The organism is Blautia parvula, from assembly GCF_020215665.1.
In the GTDB taxonomy this organism is placed as follows: Bacteria; Bacillota; Clostridia; order Lachnospirales; family Lachnospiraceae; genus Blautia; species Blautia celeris.
Map to the genome: position 1 here is coordinate 2,901,335 of NZ_CP084061.1, position 26,287 is coordinate 2,927,621.

A 26,287-nucleotide genomic window follows, 5' to 3' on the forward strand; every position below is an offset into this window, starting at 1 on the left:
GTATTCCAGGACTAAATTTATGCCAATGTCTTCCCAATTACCTATAATTTCTGTACTCTTCTTAAGAATTATTGGTATTTCAAAACCAAAAAACGGCTATTTCTTCCTCGATTACCTATAATTTCTCTACTCTTCTTAAGAATTATTGGTATTTCAAAACCAAAAAACGGCTATTTCTTCCTCGATTACCTATAATTTCTCTACTCTTCTTAAGAATTATTGGTATTTCAAAACCAAAAAACGGCTATTTCTTCCTCGATTACCTATAATTTCTGTACCCTTCTTAAGAATTATTGGTATTTCAGAACCAAATACCGGCTATTTCTTTCTCGATTACCTATAACACACATAATCTTCTTAAATATTATCCGTTTACATGAGCCTGATCCTTCCTGTACTCCCTTGGCCCTATCCCACATTTTTCCTTAAAGATATGCGAAAATGCCAGCGCATCCCTGTATCCCACCCGGGCAGCGATCTCACCGATTGTATCCTGCGTATCACGCAGAAGTTCCTTTGCCCTCTCCATCCTCACCTGCAGGAGATACTGCTGGGGCGGGCATCCCATGACGGTTCGGAATTGTCTGGTCAGACCGCTCCTGTTCATTCCATGTTCCCGGGCGATCTGCTCGATTTTCAGGCTCTGCTCCATATGCGCTTTCATATATGCGGCAATCTCCTGTATTTCTCCGGCTCTGCCCCTGCTGTCCGGCACTTTATATCCTGTCTGCCCCAGGGATTTCCTGTAATCCTCGATCAGATCGATCCATATCTTCGTCACACGGCAGTTCTGTTCCAGCCGCTCCACATAGTCCGCACTTCCCGCCTCAAGCATATCTCTGACTGTCCTTGTCAGTTCCGCCAGACAGTCTGCAGAACAAAGGGGCGTCCCCCCGGCAAGACCGGCCTCCCTGACACATTCCTCCACCTGGGCACCACAGGAACACAGACGGATATAATAGAAGAAATCCTGCGCGTTTCCCTGGATTTTCACTTCCGTCTCCGGGGTGACCGCCAGCACATTTCCCACGTTTACGCCATAATCTTTCCCGCCTGCTGTTATACTTCCGCTCCCTTTGGTTATGATAAATAAAGCATATTCCCCGCTCCCTGTCCGGTACTTAGCCATCCCCTGTCCCATACAGCTCCACTCCACAGACAGCAGGCTCATGCCGCCCTGCGTACAGTCACTTCCCTGCTGCTGACTATTGTAATTCCCGCCCATATAAACAGCCCTCTGCTCCTACTCTTTTTCATAAGATTATAGGTCAATTTCACCCTAGAGTCAATAGGTCACAACGCCATAATTGATTAACAATGGAGAGCTGTAGTAACCATTCAGACAAATCTTTGCATTTCCAGCGCTGACCGTACGGAACCCCAATGCCAATAGGCATCCGGCCTTATGAAGCGGCTTCCAGACGACCGGATGCATAAAGATGAACGGTTACAGGCTGTTTCAAAAAAGAAAAGAGGTATATGAATTGTCCAGATTAAAAGACTTAAGAATCAAAAGGGGATATACCCAGATCAAAATGCAGCACCTGACCGGCATTGATCAGAGCGATTACTCTAAAATCGAAAACGGAAAACGCTACTACACCTTTGAACAGTGCAAAAGGATCGCTCTTGCCCTGGATACCAGCATGGACTATCTGGCAGGTCTGACAGACGAGAAAAAACCTTATCCCAGAAGCATGAACTGAGTTTTTTTGCAGCCTACCCGTCCCTAAATGAGTGGGAAAAGCACAATTTGGCGGATTTGCTCATAGACTATAATTAAATCCCTTTGAGGTAAAGCTGCTTGAAAACATTTCTTAAGCCCTTGACTTCCGAAGAAGAGAAGTATTATCTTCAAGAATACAAAAGGGGCAGCCAGGAAGCTAAAAATATTCTCATAGAGCGCAATCTGCGCCTTGTTGCACATATTGTGAAAAAATATCAAGGGGTTGAGGAAGATTTAGATGATTTAATTTCCATCGGAACCATTGGGCTTATCAAGGCCATCCATACATTCAACGGAGAGAAATCCAACCGTCTCTCCACCTATGCTGCGCGATGCATTGACAATGAACTCCTTATGCTGCTGCGTTCCAAGAAAAAGACCAACAAGGAAGTTTCCCTCTACGAGCCTATCGGAACAGACAAAGAGGGCAATGAGATAAATCTTCTGGATGTGATTGAAAATGAACCGGTAGACGTGGTGGACCACTATTCACTGAAGGAGGATATCAGAAAGCTCTACGGGCTTCTGGACCAGGTGCTCAGTGAACGGGAACTGGAGGTGCTCAAGCTGCGGTACGGACTCTACGGAGAAAAAGAACTGACACAGAGGGAAATAGCAAAGCGGCTGAATATCAGCCGCTCTTATGTCTCCCGTATTGAAAAAAACGCTGTCTTAAAGCTCCGGAACTGCTTCCTTCCGTCTTAAAATATCGTACAGTTCAAGCCCTTCCCCCAAATCCACATACAGCACCTGCTGGGGATGGGGGGCACTCTCACAGGAATTCCCTTCCTCATCATATATGGCTTTCACAACCACCGGGCGGTTCTCTCCGTCCGGTTTCATGGCCTCTATGTTCTCTCCCACGAGGAATTTATTCCTCTGGGTGATGCGGTACAGCCCTTCCGGCGTCCTGTCTTCCAGATATCCCAGATAAGTATAGTCTTTGGCATAAGTATTGCTGTCATATATCTGTGCAGTTTCATCCGGTTTCCCATAGAAAAATCCGGTAGTGAACTGTCTGTAGGTACATCCCATAATCTGCTCCCTGTACCAGGGCATATTTTTCTGATAAAGTTCAGGGCTGTCAAAATAGTCATCTATGGCTTTTCTGTAGGTCCTGGCCACTGTCGCCACATACAGGGCAGTCTTCATGCGCCCTTCTATTTTCAGGCTGTCAATTCCCGCTGTCAGGATATCATCCATATGCTCAATCATACACAGATCCTTGGAATTGAAAATATAAGTTCCTCTCTCGTTCTCATAGACAGGCATATATTCCCCGGGCCTTGTCTCCTCCACAATGGAATATTTCCAGCGGCAGGGATGGGTACAGGCCCCCTGGTTGGCATCTCTTCCTGTGAAGAAATTGCTCAGCAGGCATCTACCCGAATAGGAAATGCACATAGCCCCATGGATAAATGTCTCAATCTCCATATCCCTGGGAATATTGGCACGAATCTCCCTGATTTCCTCCAGGGAAAGCTCCCTTGCACACACCACACGCTTAGCCCCCAGTTCATGCCAGAACCGGTAAGTGCCGTAATTGGTGTTGTTGGCCTGGGTGCTGATATGCCGCTCAATCTCCGGGCAGACTTCCTTTGCGATCATAAAAACACCGGGGTCTGATATGATCAGTGCATCCGGCTTGATCTCTTTTAACTCTTCAAAATATTCCCGCACACCCTCCAAATCCCTGTTGTGGGCCAGGATATTGGCTGTCACATACACTTTCACCCCGTATCTGTGGGCAAAGGCAATACCTTCCGCCATATCCTTCATGGAAAAATTCCGGGCTTTTGCCCTCAGTCCGAACACCTCGCCGCCGATGTATACGGCATCTGCGCCGTAGATCACAGCGATTTTCAGAACTTCCAGGCTGCTGGCGGGAATCAGTAATTCTGGTTTTTTTCTCATTTTATCCATCCTGTTTCTGTTTCTTTATACTCAGAGTCACTCCATCTCCCAGAGGCAGTATGGAGGTTTCCAGTTCTTCATGGTTCTTCAGCACATAGAGATACTCCCGCATCCTTTTGTAAATGGTGCGGTTCCTGCGCTCCACGGCAAAATGAGACTCAATCAGGTCCCCGTCCTGCAGCACATTGTCGGACACCAGGATTCCTCCCGGTCCGAGAAGCCTTAACACTTCCGGAAGAAAATGGATATACTGCGCCTTGGCAGCATCCATAAAAATCAGGTCATAAGGACCCTCCAGTGTTGTTAATACCCGGGCGGCATCCCCGCAAAGCAGGGTGATCCGGTCCTCTTTGCCCGCTTTTCTGAAATTTTCCCGCGCAATGGGTATCCGCTTCTCATAGTTCTCTATGGTGGTGATCCTGCACGTCTCCGGCGCGTATTCGCTCATCAGAAGCGTGGAGAACCCAACAGCAGTCCCCACCTCTAAAATGAGGCGGGGACGTTTTATCTGCAGCAATACTTTCAGGAAACTCTGCATCTCCCTGCGGATGACAGGCACCCTGTCCTCCCTGGCTTTTTTCTCCAGTTCATTGAGAAAGGGAGTGTTTCCTCTGTCCAGGGAATTGATATAGGTTACCATTCTCTCGTCAACTATCACTTTTTATTTCCTCTGCTATTCTGTTCCCTGGTCTGTGCCTTCCCCGCCGGTCTCCGAGGTGTCCTGTACAGCCGAATTGCCGTCTGTACCGTCACCCTGGGTGGGCTGGCCGTCCACATTCTCCCGGGCCAGAATTGCCATCATCTCTTCTGCCGTCATATTGGTATTCAGAATATAGGTACCTGCCTGAAGTTTCTTCTTATAATTGGACAGTTTCTCCTGTACTACGAAGACCTTTGCGTCCTCGATCAGGCCCTTCTTCTTCAGAATCTTGCCTATCTGATAGACAGAGGAACCATCCTTGATCACAACCGTGATATCTGTTCCCTCTCCCTCAGCCATCGGAACCTCATTGAAGATCGCATACCCGAAATCATAGGCAGACTTGCCCACAAAAATGACTGCGAATATAATACAGGCATAAACTGCCAGTCTGAAAAATCCGCTTGCCATTATAGATGCCGCACCCTGTTTTCTGATTCCTTTTGCCATGTTGTTCTCCTTATAACCTGTTCCCTCCCGGCATGAAAAGCGCCGGCCGAAAACAGCTTGTTTTGTTAAAGATCCGGAATATCCAACTGTATTCCCTGATGAATGGAAGCATCAATACTCTGAAGCTGTCTGCACAGCGTAAGCTCCGCTTCCAGGAAACGGTTTACCTCCGGAATCCTGCACAGTTCATCCATCTTGCTGTCTATATCATCAATCGCATCATAGAGATTGATATCGTCACCTTCTGCCTGAATCTGATAATTCAGCTTGCGCAGCTCATCTACCTGTTCCTTCAGCCCCGGGACCGCCTTGATCTCTTCCAGAGCCGTGCAGTACTGCTTGTAGACAACGCCGTTCTTGATTGCATGCACCAGCTTGTCCACGCAGACATCGATTATACTCATCTTCCTAAGCCTCCATGATGATGGGGAGAATCATGGGATTTCTCTTGGTTCTCTTCCATAAAAATTCACCCAGGGAGTCCTTGATCACATTCTTGATTTTGCCCCAGTCTGTTATATGCTTGTCCAGGCACACATCAATGGCGTCCTCCACCACAATTCTGGCCTCATCCATCAGATCTTCCGATTCCCTTACATACACAAAACCACGGGAGACTATGTCCGGTCCTGCCAATAGACGGCTGGAACGCTTCTCCAGAGTCAGCACCACGATCATGATACCGTCCTCTGCCAGATGCTGGCGGTCACGAAGCACGATATTTCCCACATCGCCCACACCAAGTCCGTCAACCAGGATAGCGCCTGTGCGCACTTTGCCTGTAACTTTAGCAGGTTCCTCCTCATTCAGTTCCAGCACATCGCCGGACTGCAGGATAAACACATTTTCTTTCGGGATCCCCAAATCCAGGGCAAGACCTGCCTGGGCTTTCAGGTGGCGGTATTCACCGTGCACCGGAATGGCATATTTGGGTTTTACCAGGGAATAGATCAGCTTGATCTCCTCCTGGCAGGCATGTCCGGATACGTGGGCATCCTGGAAAATAACGTCCGCGCCTTTCATGCTCAGTTCATTGATCACCTTGGATACTGCCTTTTCATTACCCGGAATGGGGTTGGAACTGAAAATGATCGTATCGTTGGGCTTGATCGTCACTTTCTTGTGAATGCTGGCTGCCATCCTGGACAGGGCTGCCATGGACTCGCCCTGGCTTCCCGTGGTGATCAGCACCACCTTCTCGTCCGGATAATTCCTAAGCTGGTCAATCTCAATAAGCGTCTTGTCCGGAATCCTCAGATATCCCAGTTCAGAGGCTGTTCCGATGACATTGACCATGCTTCGGCCCTCCACAGCCACTTTCCTGCCGTATTTGTAAGCAGAATTAATGATCTGCTGCACCCTGTCTACATTGGATGCAAAGGTGGCAATGATGATCCTGGTATTCTTATGCTCTGCAAATATATTGTCAAAGGTCCTTCCAACCGTGCGCTCGGACATGGTAAATCCCTTGCGCTCCGCATTGGTACTGTCGCACATAAGTGCCAGTACACCTTTCTTTCCGATTTCCGCAAACCGCTGCAGATCAATGGCGTCTCCGAACACAGGTGTATAGTCCACTTTGAAGTCACCGGTATGCACCACGATTCCCGCAGGTGAATAAATTGCCAGCGCGGAGGCATCCTGAATGCTGTGGTTTGTCTTGATAAATTCTATACGAAAGCAGCCCAGATTGATGGACTGTCCATGTTTGATCACTTTTCTCTTGGTACTTCTAAGCAGGTTATGCTCTTTGAATTTATTCTCGATTAATCCGATCGTAAGCTTTGTTGCATAGATAGGGATATTGATCTCCTTCATCACGTAAGGAAGCGCCCCGATATGATCCTCATGACCATGGGTGATAACGAAACCTTTGACTTTGTCAATATTGTCCTTCAGATATGTGATGTCCGGTATAACAAGGTCAATTCCCAGCATATCGTCCTCCGGAAATGACAGACCGCAGTCCACTACGACAATACTGTCCTCATATTCAAAGGCAGTAATATTCATTCCTATCTGTTCCAACCCGCCCAAAGGAATGATCTTCAATTTTGAGTTGTTGTTTTTTTTCAAGTTAATTCCTCCAATTTCTCCGTTCAATTTTCAAATTCAATGTCCTCTAACATGGCTTCAAAGACCTTAAAAACCGCATCGTATTCCGTATCGTCTTCCACGAACACGTAGCAGCCTTCTTCTTCGCCATCCTCTGAAATGTCCTTTAAAATATATGCTGCTGCCCCTTCATCGTCCGAATCGTCGGGATCCACTACCAGCAGATATACGCTTCCGTTCACTCTTGTCTGTTCCAGAATTCCTAACTCCAATTCTGTTCCGTCTTCTCCATCAAAAATAATTGTCTCCATACATTCTTCCTTTCTGTCGTTCTTTTTACGTGCATAAACGCCCAAACCCGGAAACGAGCCTTCTTTCCCTCAATAGTCCAAATACGGTATCAAGCTGAAATCAAACTGTACCCGGGTTTGCTTTTGCATCCAGATAGCCCTGCAAAATAAACACTGCAGCTATCATATCCACGTATTTACTTCTGTTCTCTCTGCGCACACCGCTTTCCATGAGCGTACGGTTGGCCTCAACAGTAGTCAGCCTTTCATCCCACATGATCACAGGCAGTCCGCATCTTCTCTCCAGCATTTCCTTCAGCTCCAGAGACTTCTGCGCCCGTTCTCCTATGGTGTTATTCATGTTCTTGGGAAATCCAAGAACAATCTCTTCCACCTGATATTCGCTTACAAGCTCCTCAATCCGGCGAAGGGATTTTCTGAGTTTATTTTCATCTTCCCGACGGATAATTTCGATTCCCTGGGCAGTAAGACCCAGAGGGTCGCTGATCGCCACCCCTATTGTCTTAGAGCCATAGTCAAGTCCCATGATTCTCATCATCAGTCACGCTTCCAGGATTCGTTCTTGATATACTCCTTCAAAAGCTCCTCCACTAACTCATCACGCTCTACTTTCATAATGGTGCTTCTGGCACCCTTGTAGCTGGTGATATAAGTCGGGTCGCCGGACATGATGTAGCCAACGATCTGGTTTACCGGATTATATCCTTTCTCCGCCATGGCATTGTATACCAGGTCCAGAACTTCCTTTACCCGGACTTCCGGTTCTGTCTTCACTTTGAAATATTGAGTATTTCCTAAATTATTCTCCATAATCTCTCACGCCCTTATCTAAACTTGTAACTATTCGGGTTACCTATTCGGATCGCAACCGCCGGATAGTTCTCTAAACCATATCCTTATTCTAATATATCTTGGAGGGAAATTCAACCATTATATTGCGCAAATAAAAACGCCATCTTCGACAAATCCGCCAATTTTGCCAATTTTTATGCAATTCTCCAGGCTTTCTTTTGTCTCTGCTGCCACTTTCAAATACTCTCTGGTATGGCCGATCCAGTATGTTTTACCATGAATCTGGGCCTGCTCCTCAAAGAGGACCTCCACTTCCCTGCCGAGATAATATTCCATAAATTTCTGTTTCTGCTGTTTTCCCAGCTCGATCAGCACATGACTTCTGGCTGACTTTATCTGTTCCGGTATCTGTCCTTCCATGCGGTCGGCCCGGGTGCCCTCCCGTCTGGAATATTTGAAGATATGGGTCTCGTAAAAGCCTGCACGCTCTATCATGTCTCTGGACTTTTCAAACTCTTCCTCTGACTCCTGGGGAAATCCCACGATCACATCTGTGGTGAGAGCCGGATGGTCAAAATATTTACGCAGAAGTGCACAGCCGTCCAGATACTCTTCGGCAGTGTATCTCCTGTTCATGCGTTTCAGGGTTTCATCGCAGCCGCTCTGCAGGGACAGATGGAAATGAGGACATATTTTAGATAAGCTGCTTATAGTTTTGACAAATTCTTCCGTAATAATACGGGGTTCTAAAGATCCCAGGCGAATTCTTTTCACTCCCTCGATCTCATGGACAGCCAGAATGAGCTGAAGAAGCGAATCACTGCAGTCCACACCGTAGGAACTCAGGTGGATGCCTGTGAGGACAAATTCCTGGTAGCCGTTCTTAACAAGCCGTTTCACCTCGTCCACGATTTCCTGCCTTTTCCGGCTTCTCACACGCCCCCTCACATAGGGGATAATACAGTAGCTGCAGAACTGATTGCATCCGTCCTGCACTTTCAGGTAAGCTCTGGTGTGCTCCCCTGTGGAGGAGAGCTTCAGTTCCTCATATGCCACCGGTTCTTTTAAGTCTATCAGTTCTTTTTCCTGGCCCTTTTCCCTGTCATACTGCTCTAATACAGCCAGCAGATCCTGTTTTTTGTTGTTTCCCAGCACAATATCAATGGCCTTGTCTATCTGTGCCTCATCTTTTTTTGCCTGTACATAGCAGCCTGCTGCCACCACCACGGCATCCGGATTCATCTTCTTGGCCTTGTGGAGCATCTGCCTTGATTTCCTATCCGCAATGTTGGTGACCGTACAGGTATTGATGATATAAATGTCCGCCCCGGGCGCAAAAGGCACGATCTCATACCCTGCCTGTTCCAGCATCTGCTGCATGGCTTCTATCTCGTAAGCGTTGACTTTACAGCCCAAATTGTGCAATGCTACTTTTTTTTTCATTCTAAACCTCTTTATCGTGATAATTCGTTAAGCGTTTTGACGAATAGTTGTCATATTCTTTGTATTTTATTTCTCCCTTTTTTATATTGACTTTTTTTGCCATAAACGGTAACATAAGTCTTGTAAGAAGCAAAAAACGGAATAGGTAAGGGAGGATTTTTCCAATGAAAACAGTAAAAATTTCACTGAATTCTATCGACAAAGTAAAATCATTCGTGAATGAAATTACAAAATTTGATTATGATTTTGATTTAGTATCCGGAAGATACGTTATCGACGCTAAGTCCATCATGGGTATCTTCAGCTTAGATTTATCCAAAGCTATTGACTTGAACATCCATGCAGCTGATGGCGCTTTAGATGACATCTTAACTGTATTAAAACCATATTTAGTAGACTAATCGAGATTCATTCCGACAAAGCAACAGCCAGGACTGCCCGAGGGCAGTCCTTTTTTTCTGCTTATTTATTCACAGATGATCGTCTCTGCCGTTTGGATGGCTTCCTCCATCATCTCTTCTATCTTCTCCTGAAGTTTTTCCTCAGAGCGCTTGATGACCTTCAGGCTCGGCTTTGTCACAGGATGTTTGGCCACGAAAATGGTACAGCAGTCCTCATAGGGAAGGATGGAAGTCTCATATGTGTTGATCTTCAGAGCCACATCCACGATCTCCTGCTTGTCAAATCCGATCACCGGGCGGAATACAGGCATGGTGCACACTTCATTTGTGGCTGCCAGGCTCTGCATGGTCTGACTTGCAACCTGTCCTATGCTCTCTCCGGTTATCAGTCCCAGACAGCCGTCCTTCTCCGCAAATGCCTCAGCGATCTTCATCATATAGCGGCGCATAATGATGGTCAGCTCCTCATGAGGGCACTTTTCATAAATATATAACTGAATATCCGTGAAATTGACCACATGCAGACGGATGGGGCCGCTGTAGCGTGCCACCAGTTTAGCCAGGTCCACAACCTTCTGTTTCGCGCGTTCGCTGGTGTACGGCGGCGCGTGGAAATACACAGCGTCAATCTTTACACCGCGTTTTGCGATCATATAGCCGGCCACCGGGCTGTCAATGCCGCCGGACAGAAGAAGCATGGCTCTGCCGCCGGTGCCCACAGGCATGCCGCCGGGCCCCGGGATCACCTGGGAATACAGATATATCTTATCCCTGATCTCCACATGGATAAACACATCCGGTTTGTGCACATCCACTTTCATATTGGGGCAGGCATCCAGGATCTCTCCGCCCAGCTCCGCATTCAGTTCCATGGAATTCATGGGATAACTCTTTTTCGTTCTCCTCACATCCATCTTAAAGGTCATGGTCTTATCACCGTAAACCTCCTGTGTGTAGGATACAACGGCCTTCGCCAGCTCCTCGTATCCCTGGTCCTGAAGCACAACAGCAGGACAGATGCCGAAGATACCGAACACCCGCTTCAGCGCCTCCACAGTCTCCTCATAATCATATTCTCCCCGGGCAAACACATAGATCCTGCCCCTCTCCTTCACCACGTCAAATTCTCCATCCACGCCCTTTAACACGTGGCGGATCTGGTCCACCAGAGCGTCCTCGAAGATATAGCGGTTCTTTCCCTTGATCGCTATCTCCGCGTATTTTATTAAAAATGCTTTATACATATTCTATTCCTTTCCTTTATCAGTGCCTTGCATACTTTCGGAGCACAGGCAGTACAGTTCTGATCTGCTCCAGTGTATAATCAAGCTCCTCTTTTGTGGTAAATTCACTGAGGCTGAAACGAATGGCCGATTCCCGCCGTTCCTGGTCGGCGGATATGGCTGTCATGGAGGCGCTTGCTGCCCGCTTATGGCTGGAACAGGCACTTCCCGCAGATACATAGATTCCCTTGTCCTCCAGGGTGTGCAGCAGCACTTCGCTCCTCACGCCCAGAAAGCTGGCATTTATAATGTGAGGTGCCCCGTCCTTTGGCAGCGGCCCGTTGATAACCACCCGCTCCATTTCCGACAGGTTCTTTGCCAGATAAGTCTTAAGCGCTCTCAGCTTTTCCATTTTTTCCTCATGGTTCTCATAGACCATGCGTGCCGCAGTGCCAAGGCCCGCAATCCCCGGTACATTGTCTGTGCCGGAACGCATGCCCTTCTGCTGCCCGCCTCCCAGGATCATGGGATGGATCTTAACCTTTTCGCTGACATACAGGAATCCCACGCCCTTCGGCCCATGGATCTTATGGCTGCTCACAGAGAGCAGATCGATCCCCATACGCTTCGGATAGATCCTGTACTTTCCGTATCCCTGTATGGCGTCCACATGGTATACGGTCTTCGGGTTCCTGTCATGTACCAGCTTAGCCGCTGCCTCCACAGGCACAACCGCTCCCATCTCATTATTCACATACATGGTGGATACCAGGATCGTATCAGGGCGGATTGCTGCCTCCAGTTTTTCCAGGGACAGATTTCCTCTCTCATCCACCGGAATGACCGTGATCTCATACCCCTGTTCCTTCAGCCATTCCAGAGGGGCAGAGACTGCCGCGTGCTCAAAGGATGTGGTAATGATGTGCTTTCCCTGCCTGCAGTTGGCATACGCAGTACCCACAAGGGCCCAGTTGTCCGATTCTGTTCCACCGGAGGTGAAGAAAATCTCTTTCTCCTGTACTTTCAGGGTTTTGGCAATTGCGGAGGCTGCTTCCTTCACATACCGTTCCGCTTCCACGCCTTTTAAATGCATGGCTGATGGGTTGCCGTAATCCTCCATCATGGTTTTCACCACAATGTCCTTTACCTCTTCAAAACATTTTGTGGTGGCTGAGTTGTCCAGATACGCTTCCATTCTATTCCTCCAGTGCAAACATCAGGACAGAGAGGACGGTAAGCCCTGCTGTCTCTGTCCGCAGAATTCGTTTTCCCAGTGTGATGGCCCTGGCCCCCATGTCTGCCGCCATACGCACTTCTTCCTCGTCAAACCCGCCCTCCGGTCCGATAAAAATACCGATGGACTGGCCCGGTTCTATCTGATCAATGATCTTCTTTGTCTCTTTCATGTCTTTTGCCAGTTCGTAGGGCAGAAGCACCACGTCCAGCTCTTTCGCATGCTCTACGGCTTCGCTAAAACGCATCACATGTCTGACTTCCGGCACATACATACGTTTTGACTGCTTTGCCGCGCTCTCGGCAATGGCCTGCCAGCGGCGAATCTTATTTTCTTCTTTTTTTCCATCCAGCTTTACCACAGCACGCCTGGTTGCCACGGGAATCACCTCATGGACTCCAAGCTCCACGGCCTTCTGGATGATCAGCTCCATCTTATCACCTTTTGGAAGCCCCTGAAACAGATAAATCCTGGAAGACAGCTCATATCCTGCCTCCTGCACATACATCACATGCGCCAGGACTTCCTTGTCACCCAGCTCCTCAATGTAGCAGGCATACTCCAGATCATCCCCTGAGCTTATGAGGATCTCCTCTCCTGTTTTCATGCGGAGCACATTTTTAATATGGTTTACATCACTGCCCAGGATGCGGATGGTGTGATCCTCCACCTGGGAAGGCTCTACGAAAAAACGGTACATGAAAACGCTCCTTATTTCTTTTTGGCAGTCACGGATACCCACTCACCCTGATGTGTCACCTCAAGGATCTCAAGGCCAGCATCCTTCACTGCCTTCACCACAGTTTCTTCCTTGTCATCAATGATACCTGATGTGATATAAATACCACCCTTTTTCAGCTGGTTCAAAATGACCGGGGTGAGCGGCACCAGCACATCTGCCAGAATGTTGGCTGCCACAATATCGTATTTCTCATATCCCACCCTGTCCTGAATGGCTTTGTCATCAATGATGTTTCCGATCATCATGTCAAAGCTCGCTGCAGGAATATCATTCACTTCCTTATTCTCCTCCACAGCCGGTACTGCACATGGGTCCAGGTCAGTTCCCACTGCGTGTTTTGCTCCCAGCTTTAAGGCCACAATGGACAGAATGCCGCTTCCCGTCCCCACATCCAGAAGCTCTGTCTCGGATGTCACATATTTCTTAAGCTGGCGGATGCAGAGCTGTGTCGTCTCATGCATGCCCGTTCCGAACGCGGTTCCCGGGTCAATATGGATGATCATGCGGTCCCTGTCCTCCTCCTTTACTTCCTCCCAGGAGGGAATGATCAGAATATCATCCACGTAAAACTGTTTGAAATACTGTTTCCAGTTGTTGATCCAGTCCTTGTCCTCTGTCTCGGATGTGGTGATGGTACCCTCACCGATATCCACGAAATTGCGGAGTTCTGACAGCTCGGCATTCACCTTCTCCAGCATTTCCTCTACATTTTCATCCTCATCCAGATAGAAATTCAGATATGCCACACCGTCATCCTCGGGCATATCCGGCAGGATGTCCACAAACATCTGCTTTTTATCCTCCTCTGTCAAAGGTTGTTTATCCTCTATCTCAGCACCCTGGATGCCGATATCCGCCAGTGTGGAGATAATGATGTCCTCCACGTCGGTCTTTGTTTTCAGTGTGAATTTATTCCATTTCATATATTATATTCTCCTTTCCTGCTGCCATCGCAGCCAGTGAAATCAATCTTGTCCTGCCTACACAAATAAAAATACCAGGGAGATCGTAACAGCCGAGAGCACAGTGGACAAAATGATCCCCTCGGATATGGCTGCGGTCTCTTTCCCGTACTGCTCGGCCATCATCATGGGCATATTGGCCACAGGCAGAGACATCATAAGTACAATGGATGCCCTCATAATATAATCCGGCAGCAGAGGTTTCAAAAGCAGGGCCAGGGCTATGGGCACTGCAAGAAAACGGATGGCTGTGAAAAGCAGAAGCCTCCTGTTCCTGAACACACTTCCCAGGTTCATTCCCACCAGGGACATACCGATCACCAGCAATGACAAAAGCGTACACGCATTGCCGCAGTAGTTTACCAGTGACTGCAGATCTGCCGGAATCCTGATATGGAACCAGTAGATAAAAAAGGCTGTGATGCAGGCAATAAAGCCGGGGCTGAAAATATCTGTCCAGGACTGTTCCACCCCTTCCACGCCTTTTTTCACCAGCATGATACCAAAGGTGAAGATCACCACATTGAACAGAAAGTTAAAGACGATCACATACACCATGGATTTTGGCCCCAGCACCGCGGAGGCCACAGGCAGCCCGATAAACCCAAGGTTGCCGAATACAGTCATCAGAATGTATGCCTCCTTCTGGGAGACAGGCACCCGCAGGATCTTCGTCAGAGCATATCCCAGTATGATGAGAAATGCAAAACAGAGAACGCCTATGAGGGCCACCAGGCCCACATCTTTTCTGGATATGGTGCTCAGGTCACTGAACATGCTGGATATGATCAAAGCCGGGGAGCAGAGGTTCAATACCAATGCTGACATGTCTTTGGATGCAGCTGAGGATATGATATGCTTTTTATACAGCAGAAACCCTGCCATAATCAACGCGAATATTATTATCATCTGCTTCATAACTACAAGACCGCTCATTTTTCCACACTCTCCGCTTTTGTTATCATTATAATTGTCTGTCGCTGTAATTGTCTGTTGTCCTGATAATTACATCCAATATTCCTATTATATATAAAAAATATGAGGAATGCAACGATAAAAGAAACGGAGAGCCAATATAAAAAAACAGAGACGCGGCCTCCGAAAAGGATCACATCTCTGTTTTTCTGATACAGCGAAGCAAAACTCCGCCTTTTTACTGACCTTTTTATGGGTCTTCTTATGCTTCCTCGTAGCTGACTTCCATATGGACTTTTCCGGATCTTTTGCGGAAAAACGCGTATGCAAGACCAAATACCAGTACCACTACATTGGCAACAAACTCCCACGGTTTCAGATCACTGAACAGAAGTGTTGTCTGCAGGATCAGGGAGATACCGCCTATTACAGCCCAGAACAGAAGCACGCCGTTACTTACATGGAACCTGGATTTGTTCCACACATCCGGAATCTTCTTGACCATATTGTAGGAGGTAAACGCCAGTATTGCAAAGAATACGTTGTTTAAGATAACTGCCATATTGCCGATCGTGGAGATTGGAACATTGAACAGGATAACGATCACACACTCCAGGTAGAACATGGTGAGGATGACTGTAGGTGTTTTGTATTTCTTATGGATCGTAGCAACCTTAGGCGGGAACCATCCGTCAACTGCTGCCTGCAGGATCGGTTTTGTAACCCAGCCAAGTGCAGAGTTCAGGGTTGTGGACAGTGCGAACATGGCACCGCCGACAATAAAGAATACATGCAGCGGATACGGAAGCACTTCCGCGGATACCAGTGTCAGCGGCTGATTGGCAACTTCCGCTACCGGAAGAACGCCGGATGCAACCACTACCAGACCTGCATAGAATACAGCGATGATACAGGTAGCTACAATGATGACAAACGGAATATCCTTGGTGGGGTTCTTACACTCCGCGCCCAAATGGATGACAACGTTCGCTCCGCCTACGGCCCAGGTAAACAGGGCACCTGCGGACAACATGGATTTCACACCGTGGGTCATGAATTCCGGCTGTTCAAAATAAGTCGGAGTCACATGGGGCAGACCGAACACGATAAATGCTGTCAGGGCCAGAATCATGATCAGCATCATGGCGTTCTGCAGTTTGGCTGCTCCCTCAATTCCCATCAGGTTCGTGATATAGAAGACGGTCAGCACGATGAGTGCGATCAACTGGCGTACAAAGCCGTTGGAAGACAATGCCGGGATCAGGCCCAGCATATAATCCGCAAAGCTAAGCGCGTACATAGCCAGTGCCGTCCAGGACAGGATATGAACGATAACGAAAAATCCTGCGCTGACATCATTCCCCAGAAGTGCAAGCTGTGTGTAAAAACCGCCTCTCAGACGAACCGTACCTGCTACAAATATCAACGGAATATTGGTAAAAATAGTAAAAATAGCGGCGATCAGCATGGAAATGCTGGCTGACCTTCCTGTCATGGCAATACCGATACCTACCATGGCAAAAATACCGGAACCGATCGTCTGTCCGATACCAATGGACAGCAGTTCTTTTCTGCCTAATACCCTCTTTAGTTCTTTGGTTGAAGCAACTTCAGACATATATTCCCTCCTCTTTTATACGCTAATATTGTATATAGACATAACTGCATCTGATTAAACCAAAAGATGCACAGACTCCCCCTGTACTGCCCGCCCCGGGGAATCTGCATTCCCCGGGAGACAGTGCATTAGAGAAGAGGTTATGTCTATGTCCTGCCGTTATGCGTATTTTCCTGCAAAATATCCGCCGCTTACTGCCTGCAGAATCTTGCCCGGTTTGATACAGTCACCTACTGTGATAAATTCCGCGTCGTTTGTGCGGAGTTTCTCCACCTCATCGATCTTGGATCTCATGCCCACAGACAACAGAACCGTATCTGCCGGATAGATGACCTCCTTGCCGTCTTTATCTTTTGCGTGTACACCGTCATCCTCAATGGAGGTAACTGTGACTTCTGTATACGGATGTAAATTCTCTGTGCGTTTTTCGTATTCCAGCATCATGGCTTTCAGATGCAGGATCGGTGCGTCCGGAGCCAGTTTATCCTGCATTTCCAGAACGGTCACATCCTTTCCTTCCATAGCCAGGGCCAGACCTTCCTCGCATCCCACAAGACCGCCGCCGATCACAACGACTTTCTCTCCGAATTTCAGGTCCGGGTCGCGAAGCTGTGTGACTTTTACTACATTTTCTCTGTCAACTCCCGGGATCCTTGGGATGATCGGTTCTGCGCCCACTGCGCAGACTACTGTATCCGGTGCGATCTCCCGGATCAACTCCGGTGTTGCAATTGTATTCAGGCGTACCTGGATTGCTTTTCTCTCCACCATGCGAATCAGGTACTGCAGATAACTTCCGAGATCCTCTTTGAAGGAAACATCGTGGACAGCCACGTTGAGCATACCGCCGAGACGGTCCGCTTTCTCAACCAAAATAACTTCGTGTCCCTGCTCTTCCGCTTTCAGGGCTGCCTGCATACCGCCCGGGCCTCCGCCGATCACCAGCACTTTCTTAGGCTGTGGTTTTGGCTGGTACATACCTTCTTTTAAGTCACGTCCGACTTCCGGATTTACCACACACTGGGAAATGCCGGAGCACATATCTACATACGGAACGAAATCCAGAGACAGGCAGTGATTACATCTCACGCACGGGCGAACCTCATCGAAACGTCCTGCTTTTGCCTTGTTCGGGAATTCCGGATCTGCCAGGATCTGACGGCCTACATAGATCACGTCTGCCTTGCCGGATGCAATGATGTCTTCCATCTCTGCCGGATCAGACAGGGCACCTACCGTCGCGATGGGTGTCTTCACATGTTTCTTAATGGCCTCTGCCAGATATACATTGACACCGTGCGGCAAAAATGCGGACGGGAACATACGGCATCCGGAGTTCACATCGCGGAAGGAAGTGGCGGATACATGGATCAGATCCACTTTGCCGTCCAGCATTTTCGCAAATTCAATGGCATCCTCTATGCCGTAGCCGCCTTCCATGAATTCATCACCTGAGATACGGATCTCAATGGGGAAGTTGGGTCCCACAGCTTTGCGGATACGGTCAATGACCATAAGCGGGAATCTGGCGCGGTTTTCAATGGAACCGCCGTATTTGTCTGTTCTTGTATTGTACAGCGGGGATAAGAATTCACTGAGCAGCCAGCCATGGCCGCCGTGGATCATGACCATATCAAATCCGCCGAATTTTGCCACATAAGCGCCATGTGCAAAGGCATCTGCGATCTCATTCATGATGTCTTCGTCCATGGGTGTTACATCCACACCGTATACACCCGGCTGTGCACTTGGTCCGTAGATGATCCCGTTTGTGTACTGGGGATGGGCACGGGCACCGCTATGTAAAATTTCAATATTTGCCAGTGCATTGTGCTGATGGATTCTGTCTGTCAGCTGCAGATGAGATGGCATAAATCCCTCGTTGTCCAGATTGCAGAGGTTTCCATGGGCACTTCCCGTGTGGGCGTGGACCAGAGTCTCACCTCTTGTAACAATGGCTGCACCGCCTTTTGCACGGTTTTCAAATGCGGCAAGGTTCTGCTCGGATAAGAAGCCGGATGTATTAGGCTCTGATCCCATGGGAGCAGTTGCGATACGGTTTTTCAGAGTTACGTTTCCGATTCGTAACGGGCTGAATAAATGTGGATAGTTAGTTGACATAATAGCACCTCATTTCTCTTTAATTGGTATACATTAATTGTTGTAATACCTTGTCAACCTTTCCGATTGGCTTATATTGATACTAGCACAATTTATAAGTATAATCAATATTTTTTTATTATTTCAGCATTAAAGTTAATTTTACGCTCACTAATTTGTGCATTTTTCACAGTTACAATATATTTTAAATAAAATTAATATATTCCAATTATATTTTTAATATATTCCAATTCTCCATAAAGTCTTTAGTCTATACCAAATCTATTTTATAACCGCTTATATGTCCTACAACATGTATATTCCGTAATCTCCAAAAAAGAAGACATAGAAAAAGCAGCGCGCCATAATCCGGCACACTGCCCTTCTCTCTTGCTTTCTGTTCTGTTTTTTGTATATCCCTGTATCATGTCAAATATTCAGCTATTCTCCGCAGCCATTCCCTCTTCCAGCCATCTTCTGAACACCAGCTCCCGCAGATGGAACAGGGAACCCTGGTCAGCATACTGGTGGAAAGGAAAACTGCTGATACCCTTTTTTCCGCACAAAAGCTGTATCTCCCTTATAAGCCCGTCTTTGTAGGAGAGGTTCTGCGGCAAAATGACTGCCTGGTACCGGTCGTTTTTGCGTTCCAGTTCGTAAATACCGCTTTTTACAGGTATGTAGGCATAAGGGCTGACCACACCGAATTCCTTCAGGAAGCATTCCACGCTGAAACGGTACCACTCACTTCCGTAAATAACGGCAATGGGCTTTTCCCCCTGCAGCTTGGCAATATTGCTGATGGTCTCATTGGATACGGACAGGACCACCTTCTCCACCGGTATCCTGTCTCCGCCTTCCACTACATGTTTCACGGTTGCCCAGACCTCATCATGATGGTTGATGGTGGTGGCGAACAGGTCATATTTTTCTCTGTTTAATACGCCGGGCTTTTCCCTGATTTCATCTATGAGATACGCGTCCGCATGGACATTGCAGAAGTCTGCAATCTCCCGGGCTGTATCCTGCAGAAATTCCTCGCTGCAGTCTATCCAGGCAAGCTTCAGCCTCTCTCTGTCCGGGACATGCCTCCAGGCGCTTTCCATGAACATACGCTCAATCTCTTTCTGGCTTTTGCCCATGGATGCCAGCTTTTCTATGGCATCATCAATCACCCCGCATACTTTTTCGTCCATATCAGCTCTTCGGCTGGTGTCTACATAAGTACCGCTGCCTTTTTTCGTGGATGCATAGCCTTCCCTGCACAATTCCTCATATGCCTGCTTCACCGTGTTGCGGGCCACATGCAGATTCTCGCTCAGCTTCCGCTCCGGCATAAGCCGCTCCCCCTCTTTCAAGGTACCGTTCTCTATCTCTGCCATTAACTTCTGCGCGATCTGAAGATATACAGGTATCTTTCCGTTCTCTTCTAATGTCCAGCTCATATTTCGCCATTTCCCTTCTGTCTGTCCATCTTGCCTACCACTTCCACCATGTGCATCCAGGAACCCTGGTCAATCTCATATTCCATGGGAATGATCCTGCTCCTGCTTTTCCTTGCCCTTGCCACCACCTGCAGTGTCCACGCACTTGCATACTCTATGTAATCGGGAGAAATGATCAGGGGCATTCCCTGCCGGCAGCAGTTGTCAATGGCCTCACTCATCTCTTCCTCACTGGCACAGATCTGTTCATTTGTCTTGCCCAGATGCTGCAGGGTCCTCCTTGCATTCTTCAAAAATGTAGCGCTCCTGTACAAAATGCAGATGGGCTGGTCTTCCGGTATGGTGGCCAGACGCGCTATGGTCTCTCTGCTCTCCACCAGCGCAAAGGTCTCAGTGGGGATCCCCAGGGCATCCGCATACCCTATGAACTCCTGGTAATGGCTCTGGGAGATAAAGGCCAGATCACACCTGGAACTGATCACTCTGCTCCCTGAGAGCAGTTCCTCCAGCACATAGGTTTCCACCGTCAGATTGGGAATGGATTCCACCACAGGTGCAATGGAATGCAGGATTTCAATATTGCATTCCACCAGTGCTGCACAGATTTTCTGTTTTTCCTGAAAATGGCTGACCAGTTCCTGCTGTGCCAGCAGAAACACCCGGTTCATGGGCAGACCGCTGGACGACACTTTTGAAAACATTTCCTCCACGATATCCGAAGGACTTTTCCCCCTGCTCTGCCCGTTTTCCGGCTGCTTTTTCTGCACATAGGCACCTCCGCCGCGGATCTTCTGCACAACGCCTCTGTCCTGCAGCCAGGTATATGCTTTTTTCACCGTACCCACAGACAAACCGGAAACCTCGGCCATTCTGACCTCTGAGAGAAGCCGTTCCCCCGGAACCAGGATGCCATCCGCTGCCTGCTGCTCCAACTGCCGGGCAAGCTGAAGATACAGCGGTGTTCCGCTGTTCTTATCTATCTCTATTTTCTCCATCGCAACAACCTTAAACTTTCTTATTCTCTGATAAATCCATTGTATCATATCCCCACATCTAAAAAAAGAGACTGCCGGAGGGAAAATTTGTACATTCTCCCCGACAATCTCCTGATATGGCTGATTTCAGGCGAATCAGTCCTCAAAGGTCTCTTTCAGTTTGTCCATAAAGCCCTTTTTCTTTTTCTCTGTGCTGCCGGACGGGCGGTTGCCGCAGGCCTCATCGAATTTTCTGAGAGCCTCCTTGGCATCCTCATTCAGTTTGGTAGGTACCTGAACCACCAGTGTCACATAGTGGTCGCCGCGCACGCTCTTATTTCTGAGAGACGGCACACCTTTGCCTTTCAGACGCACTTTTGTGTCTGTCTGGGTACCCGGCTTCACATCATACATTACATCTCCGTCCACTGTGCTGATGCGCACCTCGCCGCCGAGGGCAGCCTGCGCAAATGTAATGGGCGCTGTTGAGAATATGTTCATATCCTGCCTCTGGAAAATGGGATGGCGGGCAACAACAACCTCAACCAGCAGGTCTCCTCTCGGCCCGCCGTTTGTTCCCGGTTCTCCCTTATCTCTGATACGGATACTCTGTCCATTGTCAATACCTGCCGGTACAGAAACCTGGATTTTCTTTCTCTGGTTCACGTATCCGGTTCCGCGGCAGTCTGTACATTTGTCCTTGATCACCTTACCGGTACCGTGACACTCCGGACAGGTCTGTACATTTCTCACCATACCGAACATGGACTGCTGGGTATATACCACCTGGCCTTCTCCGTGGCATTTCGGACAGGTTTCCGGGGAAGTTCCCGGCTTCGCACCCGTTCCGTGACAGGTATTACAGGTCTCCTTCAGGTTCAGATCCAGCTCTTTTTCACAGCCAAAGACTGCTTCTTCAAAGGTAATGCGGACGGACGCCCTTACATTGGCACCCTTCATAGGGCCGTTGTTGGCTCTTCTTCTTCCGCCGCCGCCAAATAGATCGCCGAAAATATCGCCGAAAATATCACCCATATCGGCGCCGTCAAAACCGCCGAAGCCTCCAAAGCCTCCTGCTCCGCCGGCACCTCCGTTTTCAAAGGCCGCATGGCCGAACTGGTCATACTGTCTTCTCTTATCCGGGTCACTCAAAACGCCGTAGGCCTCTGTAGCCTCCTTGAATTTCTTCTCCGCTTCTTTGTCTCCGGGGTTTACATCAGGATGGTACTTCTTTGCCAGCTTACGGTATGCGCTTTTGATCGTGGCGTCGTCAGCGCCTTTGTCCACGCCTAAGACTTCATAGTAATCTCTTTTATCTGCCATTGGTCTTATTCCTTTCTAAACATACAGTCAGGCATGGAGTGCTGTAAACACCCCATGCCATCCAAGTCATTTACTGACAAAGCTATTTTATACTTCTCTGTAGTCTCCGTCAACCACATCATCACCGTATGCTTCATTTCCTCCCTGAGTGCCTGCGTCCGGGCCCGGACCTGCCTGTGTTCCCTGGGAAGCCTGTGCCTGCTCATACATCTTGGCGAAGAGTTTCTGTGCGCTCTCCATCAGTTTGTCTTTGCCGGCCTTGATGTCAGCCACCTGAGCATCTGTGATCTCGTCTGTATTTGCACAGCTGTTTAACAGTTCTTTTAATGCGTTCAGATCTGCTTCTACGGCAGTCTTGTCATTGGCATCCAGCTTGTCGCCTGCCTCTTCCAGAGCTTTCTCTGTCTGGAATACCATAGCGTCAGCATCATTCTTGGTGTCTACAGCTTCTTTTCTCTTCTTATCCTGTGCTTCGTACTCAGCAGCTTCTCTTACTGCTTTATCAATATCATCATCGGACATGTTGGAGCCTGCTGTGATAGTGATGTGCTGTTCTTTGCCTGTTCCCAGGTCTTTTGCAGATACATTTACGATACCGTTGGCATCAATATCAAAGGTAACCTCGATCTGCGGAACACCTCTTCTTGCAGGCGGAATTCCGTCCAGACGGAACTGTCCGAGGGATTTGTTGTCTCTTGCAAACTGTCTCTCACCCTGTACCACGTTGATATCCACTGCTGTCTGGTTGTCGGCTGCTGTGGAGAAGATCTGGCTCTTCTTGGTAGGAATCGTTGTATTTCTTTCAATCAGCCTTGTTGCGATACCGCCCATGGTCTCAATGGACAGAGACAGCGGAGTAACATCCAGAAGAAGGATATCGCCTGCGCCTGCATCGCCTGCCAGCTTACCACCCTGTACGGAAGCACCCAGAGCTACACACTCATCCGGGTTCAAAGTCTTGCTCGGCTCTTTGCCTGTGAGCTGTTTTACTTTGTCCTGTACAGCCGGGATACGTGTGGAACCACCTACTAACAGTACCTGGCCCAGTTCGGAAGAGTTCAGTCCTGCGTCAGACAGTGCGCGGCGAACCGGCTCTGCTGTTCTCTCTACCAGGTCATGTGTCAGCTCATCGAATTTGGCTCTTGTCAGGTTCATATCAAAGTGCAGAGGTCCGTTGCTGTTCATGCTGATGAACGGCAGGTTAATGTTGGTTGTGGTTGCGGAAGAAAGTTCTTTTTTCGCTTTCTCGGCAGCCTCTTTGATTCTCTGCATTGCCATTTTGTCTGCGGAAAGGTCTACACCTTCGGCTTTTTTGAATTCAGCGATCATGTAATCTGCAACTTTCTGGTCAAAGTCATCGCCGCCCAGACGGTTGTCGCCTGCTGTGGATAATACTTCGATCACACCGTCACCGATCTCAATGATGGAAACATCGAAAGTACCGCCGCCTAAGTCGTATACCATGATCTTCTGCTCTTTTTCATTGTCCAGGCCGTAAGCAAGTGCTGCTGCTGTAGGCTCGTTGATGATACGTTTTACTTCCAGGCCTGCGATCTTACCTGCGTCTTTTGTTGCCTGACGCTGAGCATCGTTGAAGTAAGCGGGAACTGTGATAACTGCCTCTGTTACTTTCTCGCCCAGGTAGTTCTCTGCATCACTTTTCAGTTTCTGAAGGATCATTGCAGAAATTTCCTGCGGAGAATATTTTTTGTCGTCAATTGCCACTCTGTAATCCGTTCCCATATGTCTCTTAATGGAAGAGATTGTTTTATCTGCATTGGTAACGGCCTGACGTTTTGCCGGCTCACCTACCAGTCTTTCTCCTGATTTTGTAAAAGCAACTACGGACGGTGTTGTTCTTGCGCCTTCTGCATTGGCGATAACTACCGGCTGACCGCCTTCCATAACACCTACACAACTGTTTGTTGTACCTAAGTCAATACCTATAATTTTACCCATGATAAATTCCTCCTGAATTTAAAATCAATTACTTTTCCTGTTCTAAGCGGTTTAACGCTCCGCCAGAGCGTTTCATCTATGAGATATAATCCGAGCGGGCTGTCCCGCCGGAGAATTTGGGTTGCGCCTCCGGCGCACCATCTAAAACTAATTGGCAACCTTCACCATGCTGTGTCTCACTACGTGGTCTTTGTAAAGGTAACCTTTCTGAAACTCTTCTACAACTATATTCTCACCGGCTTCTTCATCCTCCACATGCATCACTGCATTGTGGTAATCCGGATTAAATTCCTGCCCTACTGCTTCGATGGCCTTTACGCCAATCTCTTCAAAAACGGTCATCATCTGCTTGTATATCTTTGTCATGCCGTCCGCAAAGGGGCTTTCCTTTTCATTTTCCGGAACTGCAGCCAGACCTCTTTCAAAGTTGTCAACCACCGGAAGGATCTTATCGATCACTTCACGCGCACCGATCTCATACATGGAAGCTTTTTCCTTCTCCGTACGCTTTCTGAAGTTGTCGAACTCTGCCATCTGGCGCTTTACCATATCGGTGAGCTCTTCTATCTTCTCATCTTTTTTATCTTTTTTCTTTTTACCGAACAGGCCCTTTTTCTCGGCTGTCTTTCCTTTTGCCTGCTCTTCTGTCTGGCCTTCTGCTGCCTCAGCAGCCTGGTCATCTTCCTCAACGGCCTCTTCGCAGGTGGCCTCCTCTGCCAGAGCCTTGTCGTCTTCCTCTAAGATTTCTTCTGCCTTCTCTTCAGAAGCCGCATCCGGCTGCATCTCTTCATATAATTCTTTTTCTTCTGACACGAATCCGTACCGCCTTTCTAGGTTTTCTTAAATATATTGTCCAACTGCGTCTTCAGCGTCTTCAAATTGTTCACAACATTCTCGTAATCCATACGCTTTGGGCCTATAATACCGATGGTTCCCTGCATACCGTCTCCCAAATCGTATGTGGCTGTCACAACGCTGCAGTCTTTCATAGTTTTAACAGGGGTTTCATTTCCAATGTATACCTGAATGCCGGTATTCTCTTCGGAATTCATAGTATCCTTTACCAGATCCACCAGCTCCTGCTTTTCTTCAAAAGCGGAAATCAGTTCACTGGCCTTGGAGGTGTCTGCCAGCTCCGGATATTTGAAAATATTCGTTGTTCCGCTGGTGTATATCTCCACCTCATCATCATCCACCGCAATGGCATTGGCCACCGCGTCAATGACGCTTCCCACAACCGCGCTGTGGATACCTGCCTGTTCTTTCATCTTAGTGATCATACCCAGATTGATCTCCTCAATGGTGAGGCCGTTTAGCTGGGTATTAAGAAGCAGGTTCAGCTTCAGCACTGTGTCATCATCCATAGGCTCCTGAAGGGTTATCATGTGATTCTTCACTATATTTCCTTCAATCACCAGAACTGCCAGAAGCTGCATCTCAGCCACTTTGGAAAGCTGGATGAATTTTAATTTGTTCCTGTGATAGGTCGGGCCGGTAATCATGGTCGCATAGTTAGTGTTGGATGCAAGAACCTTCACCACCTGTTTGAGCACCTTCTCCATTTTGTCGGTCCTCTCGATCATCAGTTCCTTGATCTCCGAAACTTCCTGTTCCTTCTCCCGCATCAGCTCATCCACATAGAGACGATAGCCCGCGTCTGAGGGAATCCGTCCTGCTGAAGTGTGGGGCTGTAAAATGTACCCCAGTTCCTCCAGGTCTGACATTTCGTTCCGGATGGTTGCAGAGCTGAGATTCAGGTCAGTGTATTTTGAAATCGTTCTCGATCCAACCGGTTCGCCGGTTTCCAGATACGTCTGGATAATGGCTTTTAATATCTTTTTCTTACGCTCATCCAGTTCACTGTCCATTATAATCTCCTTTCTGCTTCCGCATTGATGGCCCCGGATGTTGTTTCCGGTGTTGTTAGCACTCGTTTGTATGGAGTGCTAACATCTATGTTCTTAAGATAGCACCAGCGTGTTTATTTGTCAAGGGCTTTA

Annotated in this window: 26 protein-coding genes; 3 read left to right on the forward strand and 23 right to left on the reverse strand. The window is 48.1% G+C overall.

Annotation, left to right across the window (positions count from 1 at the left end; genetic code table 11):
- Positions 1-364: 364 nt before the first annotated feature.
- A complete protein-coding gene (locus LC508_RS13525) occupies positions 365-1,225 on the reverse strand; it encodes an AraC family transcriptional regulator (protein WP_054351942.1) in 861 nt (286 codons plus the stop codon).
- A 214-nt stretch (positions 1,226-1,439) separates the two neighbouring features.
- Here LC508_RS13525 and LC508_RS13530 point away from each other — a divergent pair, with 214 nt between their 5' ends.
- Together LC508_RS13530 and sigK are read left to right on the forward strand one after the other, a co-directional pair.
- Positions 1,440-1,706 carry a helix-turn-helix domain-containing protein gene (locus LC508_RS13530; protein WP_081960452.1) on the forward strand — a complete coding sequence of 89 codons (267 nt, stop codon included), beginning with the start codon at positions 1,440-1,442 and terminating at the stop codon, positions 1,704-1,706.
- 98 nt (positions 1,707-1,804) lie between these two features.
- The gene (gene sigK / locus LC508_RS13535) at positions 1,805-2,431 is read left to right on the forward strand and encodes an RNA polymerase sporulation sigma factor SigK (protein ID WP_033142378.1); all 627 of its coding nucleotides are present in this window, start codon (positions 1,805-1,807) and stop codon (positions 2,429-2,431) included.
- Here the strand turns inward: sigK and LC508_RS13540 are convergent.
- The 9 genes from LC508_RS13540 to mtaB form a co-directional block, all read right to left on the reverse strand.
- Positions 2,399-3,640, reverse strand: coding sequence for a peptidase U32 family protein (locus tag LC508_RS13540; RefSeq protein ID WP_103731489.1), 1,242 nt, complete (start codon positions 3,638-3,640; stop codon positions 2,399-2,401). The genes sigK and LC508_RS13540 overlap by 33 nt on opposite strands.
- Before the next feature lies 1 nt (position 3,641).
- Entirely contained in the window at positions 3,642-4,298 is a 657-nt protein-coding gene (locus LC508_RS13545) for an O-methyltransferase (protein ID WP_103731488.1), read from the reverse strand.
- 15 nt (positions 4,299-4,313) lie between these two features.
- A complete protein-coding gene (locus tag LC508_RS13550) occupies positions 4,314-4,790 on the reverse strand; it encodes an endolytic transglycosylase MltG (RefSeq protein WP_054351941.1) in 477 nt (158 codons plus the stop codon).
- A 65-nt stretch (positions 4,791-4,855) separates the two neighbouring features.
- Positions 4,856-5,194: a YlbF family regulator gene (locus LC508_RS13555; RefSeq protein WP_033142375.1), complete on the reverse strand. Its 339-nt coding sequence runs from the start codon at positions 5,192-5,194 to the stop codon at positions 4,856-4,858.
- A gap of 4 nt (positions 5,195-5,198) precedes the next feature.
- Entirely contained in the window at positions 5,199-6,866 is a 1,668-nt protein-coding gene (locus tag LC508_RS13560; RefSeq protein WP_033142374.1) for a ribonuclease J, read from the reverse strand.
- Positions 6,867-6,889: 23 nt separating this feature from the next.
- The gene (locus LC508_RS13565; protein WP_033142373.1) at positions 6,890-7,156 is read right to left on the reverse strand and encodes a DUF1292 domain-containing protein; all 267 of its coding nucleotides are present in this window, start codon (positions 7,154-7,156) and stop codon (positions 6,890-6,892) included.
- Positions 7,157-7,256: 100 nt separating this feature from the next.
- Positions 7,257-7,691: a Holliday junction resolvase RuvX gene (gene ruvX / locus LC508_RS13570; protein WP_033142399.1), complete on the reverse strand. Its 435-nt coding sequence runs from the start codon at positions 7,689-7,691 to the stop codon at positions 7,257-7,259.
- A 2-nt stretch (positions 7,692-7,693) separates the two neighbouring features.
- On the reverse strand, positions 7,694-7,966 hold the full coding sequence (locus LC508_RS13575) for an IreB family regulatory phosphoprotein (RefSeq protein WP_018596061.1): 273 nt from the start codon (positions 7,964-7,966) through the stop codon (positions 7,694-7,696).
- A 120-nt stretch (positions 7,967-8,086) separates the two neighbouring features.
- Positions 8,087-9,391: a tRNA (N(6)-L-threonylcarbamoyladenosine(37)-C(2))-methylthiotransferase MtaB gene (gene mtaB / locus LC508_RS13580; RefSeq protein ID WP_103731487.1), complete on the reverse strand. Its 1,305-nt coding sequence runs from the start codon at positions 9,389-9,391 to the stop codon at positions 8,087-8,089.
- A gap of 164 nt (positions 9,392-9,555) precedes the next feature.
- Here mtaB and LC508_RS13585 point away from each other — a divergent pair, with 164 nt between their 5' ends.
- Positions 9,556-9,792: an HPr family phosphocarrier protein gene (locus LC508_RS13585; protein WP_018596059.1), complete on the forward strand. Its 237-nt coding sequence runs from the start codon at positions 9,556-9,558 to the stop codon at positions 9,790-9,792.
- 65 nt (positions 9,793-9,857) lie between these two features.
- On the opposite strand, the gene thiI is transcribed toward LC508_RS13585, so the two are convergent.
- From thiI to hrcA, 13 genes are all read right to left on the reverse strand, one after another.
- Complete coding sequence (gene thiI, locus LC508_RS13590; protein ID WP_054351940.1) at positions 9,858-11,036, reverse strand: tRNA uracil 4-sulfurtransferase ThiI; 1,179 nt, start codon at positions 11,034-11,036, stop codon at positions 9,858-9,860.
- 19 nt (positions 11,037-11,055) lie between these two features.
- Positions 11,056-12,210, reverse strand: a complete 1,155-nt coding sequence (locus tag LC508_RS13595) for a cysteine desulfurase family protein (RefSeq protein WP_103731486.1) — start codon at positions 12,208-12,210, stop codon at positions 11,056-11,058.
- Position 12,211: 1 nt separating this feature from the next.
- The gene (locus LC508_RS13600; RefSeq protein WP_103731485.1) at positions 12,212-12,949 is read right to left on the reverse strand and encodes a 16S rRNA (uracil(1498)-N(3))-methyltransferase; all 738 of its coding nucleotides are present in this window, start codon (positions 12,947-12,949) and stop codon (positions 12,212-12,214) included.
- Positions 12,950-12,960: 11 nt separating this feature from the next.
- Positions 12,961-13,914, reverse strand: coding sequence for a 50S ribosomal protein L11 methyltransferase (gene prmA / locus LC508_RS13605; protein ID WP_054351939.1), 954 nt, complete (start codon positions 13,912-13,914; stop codon positions 12,961-12,963).
- A 57-nt stretch (positions 13,915-13,971) separates the two neighbouring features.
- Positions 13,972-14,889 carry an AEC family transporter gene (locus LC508_RS13610; RefSeq protein ID WP_033142367.1) on the reverse strand — a complete coding sequence of 306 codons (918 nt, stop codon included), beginning with the start codon at positions 14,887-14,889 and terminating at the stop codon, positions 13,972-13,974.
- A 241-nt stretch (positions 14,890-15,130) separates the two neighbouring features.
- Positions 15,131-16,486, reverse strand: a complete 1,356-nt coding sequence (locus LC508_RS13615; protein WP_103731484.1) for an APC family permease — start codon at positions 16,484-16,486, stop codon at positions 15,131-15,133.
- A 159-nt stretch (positions 16,487-16,645) separates the two neighbouring features.
- Positions 16,646-18,607: an oxidoreductase gene (locus tag LC508_RS28590; RefSeq protein WP_103731483.1), complete on the reverse strand. Its 1,962-nt coding sequence runs from the start codon at positions 18,605-18,607 to the stop codon at positions 16,646-16,648.
- Positions 18,608-19,023: 416 nt separating this feature from the next.
- Complete coding sequence (locus tag LC508_RS13625) at positions 19,024-20,031, reverse strand: GntR family transcriptional regulator (protein WP_103732776.1); 1,008 nt, start codon at positions 20,029-20,031, stop codon at positions 19,024-19,026.
- Positions 20,028-21,026 carry a GntR family transcriptional regulator gene (locus LC508_RS13630; RefSeq protein WP_158587220.1) on the reverse strand — a complete coding sequence of 333 codons (999 nt, stop codon included), beginning with the start codon at positions 21,024-21,026 and terminating at the stop codon, positions 20,028-20,030. The genes LC508_RS13625 and LC508_RS13630 overlap by 4 nt, the downstream gene beginning before the upstream one ends.
- A gap of 135 nt (positions 21,027-21,161) precedes the next feature.
- Positions 21,162-22,328, reverse strand: coding sequence for a molecular chaperone DnaJ (gene dnaJ / locus LC508_RS13635; protein ID WP_033142362.1), 1,167 nt, complete (start codon positions 22,326-22,328; stop codon positions 21,162-21,164).
- Between the two features lie 87 nt (positions 22,329-22,415).
- A complete protein-coding gene (dnaK, locus tag LC508_RS13640) occupies positions 22,416-24,287 on the reverse strand; it encodes a molecular chaperone DnaK (protein WP_033142361.1) in 1,872 nt (623 codons plus the stop codon).
- A 147-nt stretch (positions 24,288-24,434) separates the two neighbouring features.
- Entirely contained in the window at positions 24,435-25,070 is a 636-nt protein-coding gene (grpE, locus tag LC508_RS13645) for a nucleotide exchange factor GrpE (protein ID WP_033142398.1), read from the reverse strand.
- Positions 25,071-25,117: 47 nt separating this feature from the next.
- Complete coding sequence (hrcA, locus tag LC508_RS13650; protein ID WP_181014503.1) at positions 25,118-26,155, reverse strand: heat-inducible transcriptional repressor HrcA; 1,038 nt, start codon at positions 26,153-26,155, stop codon at positions 25,118-25,120.
- Positions 26,156-26,287: the final 132 nt, after the last annotated feature.

Coding starts and splice junctions, on each gene's coding strand:
- LC508_RS13600 (WP_103731485.1), bottom strand. CDS start 12,949: ATGTACCGTTTTTTCGTAGAGCCTTCCCAGGTGGAGGATCACACCATC.
- LC508_RS13625 (WP_103732776.1), bottom strand. CDS start 20,031: ATGAGCTGGACATTAGAAGAGAACGGAAAGATACCTGTATATCTTCAG.
- LC508_RS13540 (WP_103731489.1), bottom strand. CDS start 3,640: ATGAGAAAAAAACCAGAATTACTGATTCCCGCCAGCAGCCTGGAAGTT.
- LC508_RS13575 (WP_018596061.1), bottom strand. CDS start 7,966: ATGGAGAATAATTTAGGAAATACTCAATATTTCAAAGTGAAGACAGAA.
- LC508_RS13630 (WP_158587220.1), bottom strand. CDS start 21,026: ATGGAGAAAATAGAGATAGATAAGAACAGCGGAACACCGCTGTATCTT.
- dnaJ (WP_033142362.1), bottom strand. CDS start 22,328: ATGGCAGATAAAAGAGATTACTATGAAGTCTTAGGCGTGGACAAAGGC.
- LC508_RS13555 (WP_033142375.1), bottom strand. CDS start 5,194: ATGAGTATAATCGATGTCTGCGTGGACAAGCTGGTGCATGCAATCAAG.
- hrcA (WP_181014503.1), bottom strand. CDS start 26,155: ATGGACAGTGAACTGGATGAGCGTAAGAAAAAGATATTAAAAGCCATT.
- LC508_RS13565 (WP_033142373.1), bottom strand. CDS start 7,156: ATGGAGACAATTATTTTTGATGGAGAAGACGGAACAGAATTGGAGTTA.
- LC508_RS13595 (WP_103731486.1), bottom strand. CDS start 12,210: ATGGAAGCGTATCTGGACAACTCAGCCACCACAAAATGTTTTGAAGAG.
- LC508_RS13615 (WP_103731484.1), bottom strand. CDS start 16,486: ATGTCTGAAGTTGCTTCAACCAAAGAACTAAAGAGGGTATTAGGCAGA.
- prmA (WP_054351939.1), bottom strand. CDS start 13,914: ATGAAATGGAATAAATTCACACTGAAAACAAAGACCGACGTGGAGGAC.
- grpE (WP_033142398.1), bottom strand. CDS start 25,070: ATGCAGCCGGATGCGGCTTCTGAAGAGAAGGCAGAAGAAATCTTAGAG.
- LC508_RS28590 (WP_103731483.1), bottom strand. CDS start 18,607: ATGTCAACTAACTATCCACATTTATTCAGCCCGTTACGAATCGGAAAC.
- LC508_RS13525 (WP_054351942.1), bottom strand. CDS start 1,225: ATGGGCGGGAATTACAATAGTCAGCAGCAGGGAAGTGACTGTACGCAG.
- LC508_RS13610 (WP_033142367.1), bottom strand. CDS start 14,889: ATGAGCGGTCTTGTAGTTATGAAGCAGATGATAATAATATTCGCGTTG.
- dnaK (WP_033142361.1), bottom strand. CDS start 24,287: ATGGGTAAAATTATAGGTATTGACTTAGGTACAACAAACAGTTGTGTA.
- thiI (WP_054351940.1), bottom strand. CDS start 11,036: ATGTATAAAGCATTTTTAATAAAATACGCGGAGATAGCGATCAAGGGA.
- LC508_RS13585 (WP_018596059.1), top strand. CDS start 9,556: ATGAAAACAGTAAAAATTTCACTGAATTCTATCGACAAAGTAAAATCA.
- LC508_RS13550 (WP_054351941.1), bottom strand. CDS start 4,790: ATGGCAAAAGGAATCAGAAAACAGGGTGCGGCATCTATAATGGCAAGC.
- ruvX (WP_033142399.1), bottom strand. CDS start 7,691: ATGAGAATCATGGGACTTGACTATGGCTCTAAGACAATAGGGGTGGCG.
- LC508_RS13530 (WP_081960452.1), top strand. CDS start 1,440: ATGAACGGTTACAGGCTGTTTCAAAAAAGAAAAGAGGTATATGAATTG.
- mtaB (WP_103731487.1), bottom strand. CDS start 9,391: ATGAAAAAAAAAGTAGCATTGCACAATTTGGGCTGTAAAGTCAACGCT.